This window comes from Nocardia sp. PE-7 (genome assembly GCF_030486425.1).
GTDB classification, from domain to species: Bacteria; Actinomycetota; Actinomycetes; order Mycobacteriales; family Mycobacteriaceae; genus Nocardia; species Nocardia salmonicida_A.
Genome location: NZ_CP129614.1, coordinates 1340373 through 1355667, shown reverse-complemented (window position 1 = coordinate 1355667; position 15295 = coordinate 1340373). Strand labels below are relative to the sequence as shown.

General features: G+C 66.3%; 14 protein-coding genes and 1 tRNA gene. 9 read left to right on the top strand and 6 right to left on the bottom strand.

All coding sequences use genetic code 11. The features are described from left to right. Positions 1–6 precede the first annotated feature (6 nt). The 3 genes from QX204_RS06375 to aceE all read right to left on the bottom strand — a co-directional run bounded on the left by QX204_RS06375 (position 7) and on the right by aceE (position 5184). Complete coding sequence (locus QX204_RS06375) at positions 7–921, bottom strand: ACP S-malonyltransferase (RefSeq protein ID WP_056821160.1); 915 nt, start codon at positions 919–921, stop codon at positions 7–9. 127 nt (positions 922–1048) lie between these two features. After that, positions 1049–2350, bottom strand: coding sequence for a PucR family transcriptional regulator (locus tag QX204_RS06370; RefSeq protein ID WP_174551937.1), 1302 nt, complete (start codon positions 2348–2350; stop codon positions 1049–1051). Between the two features lie 44 nt (positions 2351–2394). Continuing rightward, on the bottom strand, positions 2395–5184 hold the full coding sequence (gene aceE / locus QX204_RS06365; protein ID WP_301907931.1) for a pyruvate dehydrogenase (acetyl-transferring), homodimeric type: 2790 nt from the start codon (positions 5182–5184) through the stop codon (positions 2395–2397). Positions 5185–5492: 308 nt separating this feature from the next. Between aceE and QX204_RS06360 the strand changes: the two genes are divergently transcribed. From QX204_RS06360 to ligD, 5 genes are all read left to right on the top strand, one after another. Beyond that, positions 5493–6041: an Rv2240c family protein gene (locus tag QX204_RS06360; RefSeq protein ID WP_301905646.1), complete on the top strand. Its 549-nt coding sequence runs from the start codon at positions 5493–5495 to the stop codon at positions 6039–6041. Positions 6042–6168: 127 nt separating this feature from the next. Then, the gene (locus tag QX204_RS06355; RefSeq protein ID WP_056821168.1) at positions 6169–6591 is read left to right on the top strand and encodes a DUF3052 domain-containing protein; all 423 of its coding nucleotides are present in this window, start codon (positions 6169–6171) and stop codon (positions 6589–6591) included. Positions 6592–6664: 73 nt separating this feature from the next. After that, on the top strand, positions 6665–7129 hold the full coding sequence (locus QX204_RS06350; protein ID WP_056821170.1) for a peroxiredoxin: 465 nt from the start codon (positions 6665–6667) through the stop codon (positions 7127–7129). 32 nt (positions 7130–7161) lie between these two features. Continuing rightward, a tRNA-Val gene (locus QX204_RS06345) sits at positions 7162–7233 on the top strand. Between the two features lie 179 nt (positions 7234–7412). Further along, a complete protein-coding gene (gene ligD / locus QX204_RS06340; RefSeq protein WP_301905645.1) occupies positions 7413–8396 on the top strand; it encodes a non-homologous end-joining DNA ligase in 984 nt (327 codons plus the stop codon). A gap of 176 nt (positions 8397–8572) precedes the next feature. Here ligD and QX204_RS06335 read toward each other — a convergent pair whose 3' ends face one another. Continuing rightward, complete coding sequence (locus QX204_RS06335) at positions 8573–9688, bottom strand: serine hydrolase domain-containing protein (RefSeq protein WP_301905643.1); 1116 nt, start codon at positions 9686–9688, stop codon at positions 8573–8575. Positions 9689–10416: 728 nt separating this feature from the next. Between QX204_RS06335 and QX204_RS06330 the strand changes: the two genes are divergently transcribed. Next, positions 10417–11100, top strand: coding sequence for a DUF8020 domain-containing protein (locus QX204_RS06330; protein WP_301905642.1), 684 nt, complete (start codon positions 10417–10419; stop codon positions 11098–11100). Between the two features lie 480 nt (positions 11101–11580). On the opposite strand, the gene QX204_RS06325 is transcribed toward QX204_RS06330, so the two are convergent. Next, complete coding sequence (locus QX204_RS06325) at positions 11581–12321, bottom strand: GTP-binding protein (protein WP_301905640.1); 741 nt, start codon at positions 12319–12321, stop codon at positions 11581–11583. 143 nt (positions 12322–12464) lie between these two features. Here QX204_RS06325 and QX204_RS06320 point away from each other — a divergent pair, with 143 nt between their 5' ends. Both QX204_RS06320 and QX204_RS06315 read left to right on the top strand, forming a co-directional pair. After that, complete coding sequence (locus QX204_RS06320) at positions 12465–12887, top strand: Zn-ribbon domain-containing OB-fold protein (RefSeq protein WP_301907930.1); 423 nt, start codon at positions 12465–12467, stop codon at positions 12885–12887. After that, the gene (locus QX204_RS06315; protein ID WP_301905639.1) at positions 12880–14082 is read left to right on the top strand and encodes a lipid-transfer protein; all 1203 of its coding nucleotides are present in this window, start codon (positions 12880–12882) and stop codon (positions 14080–14082) included. Before QX204_RS06320 ends, QX204_RS06315 begins: the two co-directional genes overlap by 8 nt. Before the next feature lie 67 nt (positions 14083–14149). Here the strand turns inward: QX204_RS06315 and QX204_RS06310 are convergent, their stop codons facing one another. Beyond that, positions 14150–14803 carry an FMN-dependent NADH-azoreductase gene (locus QX204_RS06310; protein ID WP_301905638.1) on the bottom strand — a complete coding sequence of 218 codons (654 nt, stop codon included), beginning with the start codon at positions 14801–14803 and terminating at the stop codon, positions 14150–14152. A gap of 133 nt (positions 14804–14936) precedes the next feature. On the opposite strand from QX204_RS06310, the gene QX204_RS06305 reads away from it, so the two are divergent. Next, on the top strand, positions 14937–15278 hold the full coding sequence (locus QX204_RS06305; RefSeq protein WP_301905637.1) for a winged helix-turn-helix transcriptional regulator: 342 nt from the start codon (positions 14937–14939) through the stop codon (positions 15276–15278). Positions 15279–15295 lie beyond the last annotated feature (17 nt).

Here is a 15295-nt window from a genome sequence, read left to right as displayed (position 1 = left end):
GGAAAGCTAGCCCGAGGTGGTCAGTTCGACCAACGCGGGGAGGTCTTCGGGGGTCTTGAGGGCCAGATTGGGCGTGCCCTTCAATTCCCGCTTGGCGATGCCGACCAGCGTGCCCGCGGGCGGCAACTCGACCACGGCCGAGACGGCCGCGGCGCGGATGGTCTCGTTGCACAGGTCCCAACGCACGGGGCGAGTGACCTGAGCGGCGAGCTTTTCGATCGCGTCGGCGCCCGAGGTGACCGGTTGTCCGTCGAAGTTCGACAGCAGCGTCCGGATCGGGTCGCTGGGCGAGATCTGGGCGATGGCATCGGCGACAGCTTCCTGTGCCGGGGCCATGAAGACGGTGTGGAACGCACCGGCGACGGGCAACGCGCGGACCCGTGCCTTCTCCGGCGGGTTCGCGGCGAGCTCCGCCAGAGCTTCCAGGCTGCCCGCTGCCACGATCTGGCCCACCGCGTTGCGGTTGGCCGGGACGAGATCGAGTTCGGCGAGCCGTGCGAGCACGGTGGCTTCGTCACCACCGAGCACCGCGGACATACCGGTCGGCTCCAGCGCACAGGCCTTGGCCATCTCCCGGCCGCGGATGGCGGCGAGGGCGACTGCCTCGTCGGCGGTGATGACACCGGCGACAGCGGCTGCGGCGAATTCACCGACGGAGTGTCCGGCGACGACTGTATCCGCCGGAATCGACCCGGGGGCGATTTCGGCGAACGCGAGCAGTGCGGCGGCGACCACGAGCGGCTGCGTCACCGCGGTGTCGACGATCTCCTCGGCCGTCGCGGTGGTGCCGAGACGGACCAGGTCGAGGCCGGCGGCCTTCGACCAGAGCTCGAGGCGATCAGTCGCACCGGGAAGTGCGAGCCACGGCGTGAGCATGCCGGGTGTCTGGGACCCCTGTCCAGGGGTAAGCAACGCGATCACCCCCTAAGACAACACTGTGACCCCCGCCGCATGAGATGTCGGCGCGAATGAAGCTTTCCGATCGCTTTTGTAGGGGTCCCACAAAATCCGAGGTGGGGTGTCGGGATCGACCGTTTCCCCGATCCCGTTACAGGGGGTCCTTGGCCATTGGGATGGGTGGGGTTTCTGTGACAGGAGGAGACGATTCGTTATGCGTTCGTGTCAAACGGCCCACTGTTGCTGCAATTCGGAGCACATACGCGTCGCGAGGATTCATCGGATCACGGCCGGTGACTTCGCCGATTCGCTTGAGTCGGTACCGGACGGTATTTGGATGGACGTACAGCTGCCGAGCGCAAGTTTCTACTGCTCCGCCACAATCCAGGTACGCGTCGAGTGTGTCGGATAACGAAGATCCGGCAGCGGCCAACGGGAGCACAAGATACTCGTTCAACGCCTCTATCGCAGCTCTATCGCCCAGCAACGCGCGTTCGGGCAACAACTCCGTCGCGTGAACGGGCCTTGGCGCCCCGCGCCAGCCGACAACGGCCTCCATCCCCGCCAATGCCTCGATCGCCGACGCGTGCGCGGCGCCGAGGGTGCGCATCGTGGGGCCGATCACCACCGGGCCGTCGGAGAACACCTCGGCCAGCAGATCGGTGAGGAACGGCGAGCCGATGCCCGACTCCCCCAGGTGCCCGCTCACCACCATCACCAGTCGCGCACCCTGCACCACCGCCAGCGCGGCCCTGCCGTGTTTGGTCGCGATCGTGTGCACGGCGCCGACCGTCGACACGCCCTGGTCCAGCGGCGGTGTGCCGACCAGCACCGTGGCGGGCGCCGTGGCGTCCCAGTTCAACGTGGCGGCCCGCGAAAGCATGTCCGGACCTGTGTCGCCCCGGACCACCGCGTCGACCACCAGGGCCTCCAGGCGGGTATCCCAGGCGCCGCGCGACTCGGCGGCGCTGGCATACACCGAGGCGGCCGCGAAGCCGAGCTCACGCCCGTATCGCAGCACCGCCTCGGTGAGCGCCACCAGCTGACGATCGTTGCGCGCCAGCGCGGGCAGCCACTGTTCGAAGAAGTCCATGGCCACCCGCACCATGTCCACGGTCTGGCGCAGCGTGAGCCGCCGCGCCAGATCCTGCGGAATCACCTGGAACGCGTCCAGGCTGAAGCGGATATCGGAATCGGGATCCTGCAACCACTCCAGGAAGTTCACGACCGCCGTCTGCACCAGCATCTGCACGCCCGCTCGCTGCGCGGCGTCCAGATCGGCGAAGAACGGCAGCCGATCCTGCATCGACCCCACCGCCTCGGTGGACAGCCGGCCCGAGAACTGCTTGACCCGCTTGAGCAGCGTGTCGGGCAGCGGATCACGGGTCTGCCGATTCGGGGACAGAGCCCCCGTCGGCAGATAGACCTCGTGTTCGCTGGTGCCCTCGGTGATCCGACGGGGCCGCGGCGGTTTGCGCTCCACAGTCCAATAGTCCGCTACGCGAGTTCCTCTGCCGCGTCCGCACTCGGCTTCGGCGCGGCGGACACGCTGTCGATGCCGTATTTCGCGGCCGCTTCCACCGCCTTGGCCTTGTCGAACGTGCCGTCCCTGACGAGACCTTCCAGCACCGCGACCACGATGGACTGCGCGTCGACGTTGAACACCCGGCGCGCGGCCGTGCGGGTGTCGGAGAAGCCGAACCCGTCGGTGCCGAGGGTGATGTAGTCGCCGGGCACCCACTGCCGGATCTGATCGGGCACCGCACGCATCCAGTCCGTCGCGGCGACCACCGGGCCACGCGCGGCCGAGAGCGCCTGGGTGACATACGGCGAACCCGAATCGACATCGGGGTGCTTGAGCGCCGCGATCTCCTTGTCGAGCGCCTCCCGGCGCAGCTCGCCGAACGAGGTCACCGACCACACATCCGCGGCCACACCCCACTCCTGCGCCAGCATCGCCTGCGCGCGCAACCCGTCGGGCACGGTCACGCCGGAGACCAGGATCTGGGCACGGACCTCGCCCTCACCACCATCCTGGTACAGGTACAGACCCTTGAGCAGACCCGCCACGTCGAGGTCGTCGGGCTCGGCCGGCTGCTGGTAGGGCTCGTTGTACAGGGTGATGTAGTAGAAGATGTTCTCCCCGCCGAACGTGCCGACCGCGGACACCTCGGTACCGGGCAGCTCACTGGCCGGAGCCTCGCCGCCGCCGTACATCCGGCGCAGTCCGTCACGCACGATGTGCGCGATCTCGAACGAGAACGCCGGATCGTAGGTCACCACCGCGGGATTCGACGATGCCAGCAGCAGCGACTGCCCGTCGTTGTGCTGCAAGCCCTCACCGGTGAGGGTGGTGCGGCCCGCGGTGGCGCCGAGGACGAATCCGCGCGCGAGCTGGTCGGCCGCGGCCCAGAAGCTGTCGCCGGTGCGCTGGAACCCGAACATCGAATAGAAGATGTAGAGCGGGATCATCGGCTCGCCGTGGGTGGCGTAGGAGGTGGCGACCGCGGTGAACGAGGCGGTGGAACCGGCTTCGTTGATGCCCTCGTGCAGGATCTGGCCGACCGCGCTCTCCTTGTAGGCGAGCATCAGTTCCGCGTCGACCGAGGTGTAGAGCTGGCCGTTGCGGTTGTAGATCTTCAGCGTCGGGAACCACGAGTCCATGCCGAAGGTGCGGGCCTCGTCGGGGATGATCGGCACGATGCGCTTGCCGATCTCCTTGTCGCGCAACAGTTCCTTGACCAGGCGCACCAGGGCCATCGTGGTGGCGACCTTCTGCTTGCCCGAACCCTTGCGCACCGAGCGGTAGGCCTCGTCGCCCGGTAGTTTCAGCGGTGCGGCGGGCGAGCGTCGCTCCGGCACGAAACCGCCGAGTGACTTGCGCCGGGCCAGCATGTACTCGATCGCCGGATCGTTCATGCCGGGGTGGTAGTACGGCGGCAGGTACGGGTCCTTCTCCAGCTCGGCATCGCTGATCGGGATGCGCTGCAGATCGCGGAAGTCCTTGAGGTCCTGCAGCGCCAGCTTCTTCATCTGATGGGTGGCGTTGCGGCCCTCGAAGTGCTTGCCGAGGGTGTAGCCCTTGATCGTCTTGGCCAGGATCACCGTCGGCTGGCCCTTGTGCGCCATCGCCGCCGAGTACGCCGCGTAGACCTTGCGGTAGTCGTGGCCGCCGCGCTTGAGGTTCCAGATCTCGCTGTCGGACATGTTCTGCACCAGCGCCTTCGTGCGCGGGTCGCGGCCGAAGAAGTGGTCGCGCACGTACGCGCCATCGTTGGCCTTGTAGGTCTGGTAATCACCGTCGGGGGTGGAGTTCATCAGGTTCACCAGCGCGCCGTCGCGGTCGGCGCCGAGCAGCGCGTCCCACTCGCGGCCCCAGACCACCTTGATCACGTTCCACCCGGCGCCGCGGAAGAACGACTCCAGTTCCTGGATGATCTTGCCGTTGCCGCGCACCGGGCCGTCGAGTCGCTGCAGGTTGCAGTTGATCACGAAGGTGAGGTTGTCGAGCGCCTCGTTGGCGGCCACCTGGATCAGGCCGCGCGACTCGGGTTCGTCCATCTCGCCGTCGCCGAGGAAGGCCCAGACGTGTTGGTCGGAGGTGTCCTTGATGCCGCGATCGGTGAGGTAGTGGTTGAACCTGGCCTGGTAGATCGCGTTCATCGGGCCAAGGCCCATCGACACCGTCGGGAATTCCCAGAAGTCCGGCATCAGCCGCGGATGCGGGTAGGACGGCAGGCCCTTGCCAAGGCCGCCGTGGCTGTATTCCTGACGGAATCCGTCGAGCCGGTCCGTGCTGAGGCGGCCCTCGAGGAAGCCACGCGCGTAGATGCCGGGCGAGGCGTGGCCCTGGATGTAGACGTGGTCGCCGCCGCCGGGGTGATCCTTGCCGCGGAAGAAGTGGTTGAAACCCACCTCGTAGAGCGCCGCCGAGGACGCGTAGGTCGAAATATGACCGCCGACACCGATTCCGGGGCGCTGCGCGCGATGCACCATGATCGCGGCGTTCCACCGGATCCAGGCGCGGAAGCGGCGCTCGACTTCCTCGTCACCGGGGAACCACGGCTCGTTCTCGGTGGGAATCGTATTGACGTAATCGGTGGAGGTGAGCGCCGGAATCGAGACACGGCGTTCGCCTGCGCGCTCGAGCAAGCGCAACATCAGGTACCGCGCGCGGCCGGGGCCTTCGCGGTCGAGCATGTCATCGAAGGATTCCAGCCATTCGCTGGTCTCCTCGGGATCGATATCCGGTAGATACGACGCCACTCCTTCGCGGATGACCCGCACCCGTTCACCAGTGGGTTTGGTGGTGGATTCACCGCCCGCGGCGGAGGTCGCTACTGGATCGTTGGAAGCTGCAGAGTGGATCAGGTCGGTCAAATCTGCTCCTCGTGATGGGGGCTGAACTGCTTGGTCGGCGTCGCTATCCCCGGGCCTGCCCGCTTGGTGTGCGGACCACCCGTTACGAAAGGTTCGGGTGCACCCCCATCCTTACCGAAACGGCTGCCCAGGTCATCACCTGAGCGGGAATACCATTAGGTAGGTTCTGCGGGGGAATACGAGTCGCGCAGGTGAGTGAGAGGGAACGCCGAACGATGAGGGTGCTGCACGCGCGTCGGCTGGGGCTGATCTGCGCCTTTGTCGCCGTGACCGCGGGGTCGGTGATAGCCGGTTGTGCCGAGCAGATCCCCGGTACGCCGACGACCGACGCGGCCGAAGTGGCCGCCTACAAAACCGCGGCCGCCGCGTCTTCCTCGGCAGCCGCGTCCTCGCGCGCCGCGGCGGCGCGAGAGCGGGCGATCACCGACAACTGTGGGCAGTTCGCCACCACCACCGGGGCCGGCGTCACCGCCTACAACGACTTCGTCTCCGCGCACGACGCGAACGCCCCCGACTACGCCGCCAAGCGCGAGTCCGCGGCTACCACCCTCGACAACGCGGCGACCAAGGTCGAGTCGGGCATCGTCACCGCGGCGGGCGCCTTGCCGACCGAATTGGCCGACAAGTTCACCGCCTACGTCGTCGCGGCGCGTGAGCTGGCCGCGCAAACCAGAAAGATGACCTACAACTCACCTGTCGGCAAGCTCAACGAGGCCAGTCGGGCCATCAACCAGGCACGAACGGCCGTCCACGACGCCTGCTGAGACGGCCGATTTTGCCCTGCCGACACGCGGCATACGGTCCCAATTCATCCGATCAGCTTGCGCTGCGGCCGATAACCATGTTCGCTTGCACCTATCTTACTGTCGGAAGTTTAGGGAGGACACCACCGTGGTCGCCGCGGCGGACGCGCAGAACTACGCTCAGAAGCTTGGCATTTCTCACGGCTTGGTTGTTCAGGAATTGGGCTGGGACGAGGACACCGACGACGCATTGCGCGCCGAGATCGAGGAGGTCAGCGGCGGCGAAATGGTCGACGAAGACTCCGATGAGGTCGTCGACGCCGTCCTGCTGTGGTGGCGAGAAGGTGACGGCGATCTGGCCGACGAGCTGATGGATGCCATCAGCCCGCTGGCCGATGAAGGCTTCATCTGGGTCCTCACCCCCAAAACCGGTCAACAAGGCCATGTCGATCCGAGCGAGATCGCCGAAGCCGCACCCACGGCCGGCCTGACCCAGACATCCACCATCAGCCTCGGCAGTTGGACGGCCTCACGGCTCGTCCAGCCGAAGGCACCGTCCAAACAGCGCTGAATCCGCCGTTCGCTAGGGTCTCAGTTGGGCTCGCGAGCCCGGCTGGGACCCGACACGACGGAGGATTCGTAGTATGCCGCTAGAGGTTGGCACTCTCGCGCCGGATTTCACGCTCAAGGACCAGAACAACCAGCCCGTCACCCTGTCGGACTATCGCGGCAAGAAGAACGTGCTGCTGGTGTTCTATCCACTCGCCTTCACCGGCATCTGCCAGGGCGAGCTGTGCAAGGTCCGGGACGAGCTGCCCAAGTTCCAGAACGACGACGCCGAGATCATCGCGATCTCCGTCGGCCCTCCACCCACCCACAAGATCTGGGCCGCGGAGCAGGGCTACCTGTTCCCCCTGCTGTCGGACTTCTGGCCGCACGGCGCCGTCACCCAGTCCTACGACGTCTTCAACGAGAAATCCGGCTACCCCAACCGCGGGACCTTCGTTGTCGACAAGTCCGGCTACATCACTTTCGCGGAGATGAACGGCCCCGGACAAGCCCGTGACCAGGCGGCTTGGGAGAAAGCCCTCGCCGCGCTAGATTCATAACCCGACACCGCCGGTACTCCCCGGCGGTGCCAGGGCGTATAGCTCAGCGGTAGAGCACTGGTTTTACACACCAGCGGTCGGGGGTTCGATCCCCTCTGCGCCCACCTAGGAAGTTGCAGGCAGCAGACCTGCAAGATGGCCTGAACGTTTGCGTCTGCCCCACGCCATGGGCAAACGTGGGGCAGGGTAACCGTCCATAGTGGCCCTTGGCGGTTGGTCCGACGCCGCGCCGAGCATCCATCGCCCGAGCGGCACGACTCCGGGACCGGCATAAGCTGATCTTGTGGGTCTCACGGTGCCTGCACCGATGCTGGCGAAGGCCGGACGGCCACCACAGCCGCCAGGCGGCTGGTACGCGGAAATGAAATGGGACGGCGTCCGCGCGATCGCGCACTGCACCCCGACCAGGATCAGCCTGTTCAGCCGCAACTTACGCGAGATCACCGGGTCCTACCCCGAGATCGTCACCGCGCTGACCGAGATCACCGACGGACGCACCATGCTGCTCGACGGCGAACTCGTCGCCCCCGACAACCACGGCGCCCCCTCCTTCTCCCGATTACAACGACGCATGCACGTCCGACGCCCCACAGCCCTGCTGATCGACCAGGTACGAGTCGACTACATCGTGTTCGACCTCCTCGGCGTCGACGACCAGACACTGCTCGACGACCCCTACCACACCCGCCGCGCCGAACTCGCCGACCTCACCCTCGACGACGGTGAGCACGTGCGGGTTCCCCCGATGTGGCCGTTGGCCGAAACCGCCGCCGAGGAACTGCTGCGGGTCGCCGCCGATTCCGGGATGGAAGGCATCGTCTGCAAACACGGCGACTCGGTCTACGAACCCGGCCGCCGCTCGCCCGCGTGGACGAAGGTGGTCTTGCGGCGCACGACCGAGGCCGTGATCGTCGGCGCGGTCCCCGGCAACGGCGCCAACGCCGCCACCTTCGGCGGCCTCGTCCTCGCCGGACACACCCCCGATGGACGCCTGCGCTACATCGGCGGAGTCGGCACCGGTTTCACCGCGGCATCACGACGCAGCCTCCGCGCCGCACTCGACAAGGTCCGCCGCGAAACCAGCCCCCTCGACAACCCACCACCGCCGCCCATCGAACACACCGCGTGGTGGGTCGAACCGATCTTCGTTGCCGACATCGAGTACCGCGAGATCAGCGGCGACGGCCTACTACGACACCCCAGCTTCCGGGGAATCCGAACCGACAAAACTCCACAGGAGATCACCCTCCCCGATGCGGACGGATAGCGATCGGCCCCAAGCTTTTCGAGGTGTCCCACGCAGTCCGGGGCAGGAGCGCTTCCGATTTCGGCGGGTGACGATCGTCCCGGAGAGAACCGGAGCACCGCGTGATCGGCACCTGCCGTCATTTCGCGGTGATCAGCTGCACGATGACGGCCCCGGGCCGGACTTCGACACTGGCCCTAGGGTGCCGGGCAGGCGGCAGCGTCCAAGGCGCGGGAGCCTTCGTCGTAGCGGTCGTCCATCAGGTCCTGGTTGAGGGCGATGGTTACGGCGCGGCCGGTGGCGGGGACTACGCCGTCGTAGGTCACCGTGCCCGAGAGGCCGCCGGTGTGGCCCCAGAGTTCGTTGCCGCACGACATGGTGATCCGCGCCAGGCCGAGGCCGTATGCCCATGTGCTGTCCACTCCGGTCGACCGGACGTTCTTCATTTCCGCCAATTGCGTGGGGGGAAGCAGCTTTCCGTCCAGCAGGGCGATGAAGAAGCGGTTCAGGTCCGCGCCGGAGGCGACCATTGCGCCTGCCGCGCCGGCCCACGAGACGTTCTGGCTGGTGTAGTCGACTCGCACGCCACCGATTTCGGTGTAGCCCTGGGGATGTGGGCCACGGATGTCGACTTCGTCGGGACTCGGATAGTAGGTGTCGCGCAAGCCGAGCGGCTCGATGATGCGGTGGGTGATCTCGGTGCCGATCGGATTTCCGGTGATCTTCTCGATCATCATCCCGGCGACGGCGTAGTTCGTGTTGGAGTACGCCCATTGCGCATCGGGCTCGAAATCGGCGGGCGTGGTGAGCACGGTGCGGATCGCTTCGGCGATATCCGTTGTCCCCCATCGGACTTCCTCGGTGAGCCCGGCGATCTGGCCCGGTTCGGGTGGGGTCCCGAACTCGGCCGCGTATTCGGGGAGGCCACTGGTGTGCTGCAACAGGTTTCGGATGGTGATCCGATTGCCGTCGATGCCCGGCCCGTGCACCACGCCCGGAAGATACCGTTCCACCGGCGCATCCAACTCGACCTTGCCCTCGGCCACCAATTGCAGCATCACGGTGGCGACGAACGGCTTGGTGTTGCTGGCTATCCGGAGCCGAGCACCGTCGGGGAACGGCCTGCCCGTATTCAAGTCCGCTACCCCTGCGGTGACCGTCCAGGTGTGGCCGCCATCGGTGATCACCGCCTGACCGCCCGGATAGCCCTGGCGCACCGCACTGTTCAGCGCGTCGGTGACCTGTGCTCGGCCCGCCTCCATGGCATCGGGCGCATTGTCCAGGCCGCACGATGTGGCCATCACAACCGTCATCCCCAGCATCGCAAGTCTCATTCGCATCCCATGAAACTAGGGCGAACGACCTGCTCTGAGGAGCCTGCAGCCACCCCGATACCCGGTGGTGCCTGCACCACTACCGACCAGCCACCACAGGTGACCTCCCTGCAGGGAGAGATGAGCTGCTGTCCGAACCCGGAGGGATTGCGCGGCGGCAGTGACCAGTCCAGCGGCGATGGCGAGGGCCCGCGGTGCGCAATGCCCGGTTGGAGAGAGTTCACCGGACAGCGGGAGGCGGGCAAGGGCGGAACTCGTCACGCAATGGAACTCAGTCCGGGAATCGACTATTACGTATAACAACTCACGCAATAAACGTCGCTGGTGTTCCACCGACAATAAGCCGAATAGCGGCAGGTGTTGATGTGAACCATCACTGAATTGCTCGACGATGGCAACGAAATCGAGGAGCATTTCAACGAGGCCGATCACCCTTCTCAGTGTGCCCTCGGCGATACCGCCACGACGCACGGGCTGAGCGGGCTTTCAGCTCGGCCGTCGGGCCCGTCCGGACAAGTCTCCATAGCCGTCCCGAAAGTGAAACACTTCCGCTACACTTCCATTCTCGATGATGCCGATTTCGGATAATCGCAACGCGCAGTGGCTATTTCGTCGCACAGTGCGCGGTGTGGTGGTTGCGTCGCAGCCGGCTTCGGCCTTTCCAGCCGGGCTTCGTCGGATCGCCACGTGAATGGGAGAACGCAACGATGCGTAAGGTTCGAATTGCACTGGCGTCGGCTCTGACCGGCGTCGCGATGCTGGGGACAATGGTGAGTGCTACCGGATCCGCCTCGGCAGCTCCGGTAGCACAGATCAATTGGGATACCCGCGTCGAAGGGGCGACGGTGGTCGCCGAAGTCAGTTCCGGGAGTTTCCGGCGCGCTGGAAATGCGGTCGAGCTCACCGACTCGGCCGGGACGGTAGTCCTCCGGGTGCCGTTGACGTTCGAGCTCGCCGGTCGGTCGATCCCGTTCGCCGCCGATATCAGCGACGGCACACTGCGATTGACGGCCGATCAGGCACAATCAGCCGCGCTCGAGCTTGCACCTGTGTCGCCGGTACCCGCCGAAACACCGGTAGCCGCAGCCGTGACCGCAATCAGCAGCCCGTCAACCGAGAGCCGTCAGCGCGACATTCCCGGCGCCATCGAATTGGGGCGAGTCATCGGTGCCGCAGTGGGCGGTGCGATCGGTTTCGCCGCCGGCTGCGCGCTCGGCGGGCTCGGAACCGGTGCCGCAGTAGGTGCCACGACCGCTGGAATCTTGGCCGTCGCCGGTGCGATTATCGGCTGCGTCACGGCGGGAGTCAGCTTCGTGCAGGTCGGATCCGTAGCAGGTAGCGCGGTCGGCGGTGGGGTCGGCGCCGTAGTCGGTACCCTATTGCCCGCGTGATCCTCCCAACCCCTTCGGGCAGCAGCTCGTTGGGCACCGGCTCCTCCAGCCTGTTGCAGTCGGTGTTCACCGCGATCGGATGCGCCGTCGGCGCCAACTCCTGCGGGTCCATCATCATCCCCACATAATCGGCCCGCACAGCAGCTCCTTTTTCGACGGCGCAGAACTAGTGCTCGCAATCGGTGTGAATCGGCGGACAGTAGATGGTGGTGGAACAGGCGAGACAGGTGTGCGTTCGGTGATGTCCGCCGATCCGGCGGCAGGGCATCACGCTGACGAGCGAGCGCCCCGCCCCGAGTCGGTGCCCATTCGGGCAGAAGCGCGGCGCTGGTTCCGTCCAGCGTCCATTGCGCAGGTAGAGCCGAATCGAGTCGCACATATGTTCGATTATGCACTTCGTCGGATAGGTCCTACGACCGGGCACACCGACCCCGCGGCGAGCAGGGCGCGCCCGTCCGCTCATGCCCCCAACTGCGGCTGTCAGTAGTCGAGGGCGTGTTCCGGCTGGCAGACGTACAGGGGGGATGGCAGGTAGCGGACGATGGCGTCCAGCAGTGGGGCGATGTCGTCGCTCGCGAGGGGCGTGTCGCACAGGATGGGCACGACGTCACCGTTGCGAGTGCGGCGGCGGATGCGGTTGTGCAGGTCTCGGAGAAGGAGATAATCCGCGGGGTCTCGGTCGGCCAGGGTCTCGACGAGTTCGCGGTACCACCGCTCGACGGGTTCCCCATGACTTCCTACGGATCCGGGCAACACCATCGTGACCAGGTCGAGGACGCCGTCGAAGTCGGCACAGGTGCCCGCGGGGACCTGCAATACCAACGGCGCCGCCCCGCGAATCTCGGCGATCGTGCGAACACAGCGGTCGAAGTCCGCGCCCGGGCGATCGAGTCCGGTGATCAGGCACAGACGGGCGACCTGGTGGTCGTCGGCGACTCGCAGCATGGTTTCGAGCCGCGGGGTGCTGTGCGCGGCGGCGTTCACGACCGCGATCACTCCGTCGGCTACGCGGATGGCGCGTTCCAGGTCGGCTACGGGGGCCTCGCTCGACAACTCGACGACGCGAATCGTGTGCTCGAGGTGATCTGTCGACCAGTGGACCGTGTTCTCCGTGTCGCCGAAACATCGGCGCAGACGTTGGACCACCCGGGCCGTCCCGTCGGCGTCGCCGATGATCGTGACGTTGCGAATCGACTGCGGGTCAATAGCTTTCGTGCCCATCGCGCGGTACTCCAGATCGATGTCATCGCATCCTCGATCCGCTCACCGTACCCGCGCCCGAGCAGCGCTGGAACGGAATTCCGCCCCAAAGTAGAACGTGTTCCTATACCGTCGGCCACGTGCAGAAAGAACAACGCCCCGCCGTGGCTGACTGGTTCACTGCGGACGACGGCCAGGTTCGCCTCGTGGGAACTCGCTGCAACGACTGCGGCACGCCGTACTTCCCGAAGAACACTCTCGCCTGTCGCAATCCGCAATGCACGGGTACCCATGACGGCTCCGAGCTGGTCGAGTACCTGTTCTCCACGCGTGGCCGGATCTGGTCCTATGCCGACGCTCGATACAAGCCGCCCGCGCCCTACGTCTCGGCCGATCCCTTCGTGCCCTACGTCGTCGCGGCGGTGGAGCTCGAGGTCGAGCAGATGGTGGTTCTCGGGCAGGTCGTGCGCGGTCTCACGGTGGACGACCTGGCCGTCGGCATGCCGGTCGAATTGACCGTCGGCACGCTGTACGAGGACGAGGACGCGGAGCACACGGTGTGGATGTGGAGGCCGGTCAATGACTGATACGAACGATCGCGACATCGCCGTCCTCGGTGCGGGTATGCACCCGTGGGGCAAGTGGGGGCGCAATTTCGTCGAATACGGTCTGGTGGCGGCGCGCGCGGCGCTGGCCGATGCCGGGTTGAATCATCGCGACGTCGGCTACATCGCCGGCGCGGACACCATCCGCAACGGCTACCCCGGATTCGTCTCGGGCGCGACGTTCGCGCAGGCGCTGGGTTGGTCGGGTGCGCAGATCTCGAGCAGCTACGCCGCCTGCGCCTCCGGCGCACAGGCCATCGCCAACGCGCGCGCCCAGATCCTGGCCGGGCTGTGCGAGGTGGCGCTGGTGGTCGGCGCGGACACCACTCCGAAGGGCTTCTTCCAGCCGGTCGGTGGCGAGCGCCGCGACGACCCCGACTGGTTGCGTTTCCATCTGCTCGGCGCCACCAATCCCATCTATTTCGCGCTCTACGCCCGCCGCCGCATGGCCTTGCACGGCGCCACCCTCGACGACTTCGCCGCGGTCAAGGTGAAGAACTCCCGGCACGGCCTGAACAACCCGAATGCGCGCTACCGCAAGGAAGTCTCGGTCGAGGAGATCTCCGCCTCGGCGATCGTGTCGGACCCGTTGCGGCTGCTCGACATCTGCGCGACCAGCGACGGCGGAGCCGCCTTGGTGCTGACGTCGATGGATTACGCCCGCCGCCACGGCATCGCGGATCCGGTGCGCATCTCCGCGCTGTCGACGGTCACGCCGACGTTCCCGAAAACCGTGCTCGACCTGCCGGATTTCTCGACGGATTCCGCCGTGGCCGTCGAGCCCCCGTCACGCACCTTCCGGTCCGCCATCGCCCACGCCGCCTACGAAGAGGCCGGAATCGGTCCCGCCGACCTGTCCTTCGCCGAAGTCTACGACCTCTCCACCGCTCTGGAACTGGACTGGTACGAGGACATCGGGCTCTGCGAGACGGGCGAAGCGGAGGCTCTGCTGCGCAGTGGCGCAACAACATTGGGCGGACGAGTACCGGTGAATCCCAGCGGCGGCCTTGCCTGCTTCGGTGAGGCCATCCCCGCCCAGGCCATCTCCCAGGTCTGCGAACTCACCTGGCAGTTGCGCGGCCAGGCCGACGGCCGCCAGGTCGACAACGCCCGCGCGGGCATCGCGGTGAACCAAGGTCTGTTCGGTCATGGATCGGCGATCATCGCCACTCGCTGACCCTGGAGATCTACCGAAACCCCGGGCTCTGTCCGGGGTTTCGGCATCCCCGCGCACCGACGCTGGTTCAGCTCGCTATTTCGGCCGGTTCGCGCTCAGCAGTCAGGTCGGCGACTCGGCTTCGGGCATGTTCGAGAGACCGCAGTAGGCGCTCACCGCCGAATTCATCGTTGCCCGTGTAGACGAACTCGACGTCATCGACACCGATGAAGCCCAGCGCCGTGCGCAGATACGGCTCTACGTGATTCATGCTCGCCAGCGGACCACCCATCTCGTACCCGGCATCGCCGGTGCCGACGATGACGAAGGCGCGCTTGCCCGAGGTGAGTGGTGTGTACGGTGCCGCGGCATCGGGGTCGAAGGAGAACGTGCGACCGACCCGGACGATCTGGTCGATATAGGCCTTCAGCATCGCCGGTACCCCGAAGTTGTACATGGGCACTCCGAGCACCAGCACGTCGGAGGCGAACAGCTCGTCCACCAGCCGGTCGCTGTGGGCAAGAACCTCGCGCATCTGCGGGGTGCGCTGTGCCGGTGCGGTGAAGGCGGCGGCGATCCACTCCTCGGTGAGGTGCGGCGGCGGTTCGTGGCCGAGGTCGCGGCGGATCACCGTGTCACCGGGTCGGCCCTCGCTCCAGCGCGCGACGAACTCCCCGGTCAGCGTGCGGGTGTGGGAGCGCGAACGGCGTGGGCTCGCGTCGAGCTGAAGTAGCTGGGCCATCTCTGATGCTCCTGTCGGGACCGGGTCGGTGTACGGGATCGAGCCTGCCCGAGGGGGAATATCCGCGTAAGAACGCACATTTCTGTTACCCAGTACCCTTTTCCATACCTTTGCCGGTGAGACGAGGACGTGCGTGACGAAACGTAAGCGGGATCTCGATTTCGACTGCCCCGTCGAAGTCACCCTCGATGTGATCGGCGGCAAATGGAAGGGCATGATCGTCTTCCATCTGAGTGAGGGAACGGCGCGGTTCAACGAGATGCGCCGCGCCATGCCGCACGTGACCCAGCGAATGCTGACCGCGCAGCTGCGCGAACTCGAGCGCGACGGCGTGCTCACCCGCACCGTGTATCCGGAGGCCCCGCCCCGCGTCGAGTACGAGCTGACCGACTTCGGCCGCGGTCTCGTCCCGATCATCGGGCTGATGGAGACCTGGGGCGAGCAGTATCGGAAGCAGTTCCCGCAGGCCGGGTAGTCGACCGACACGCGTGC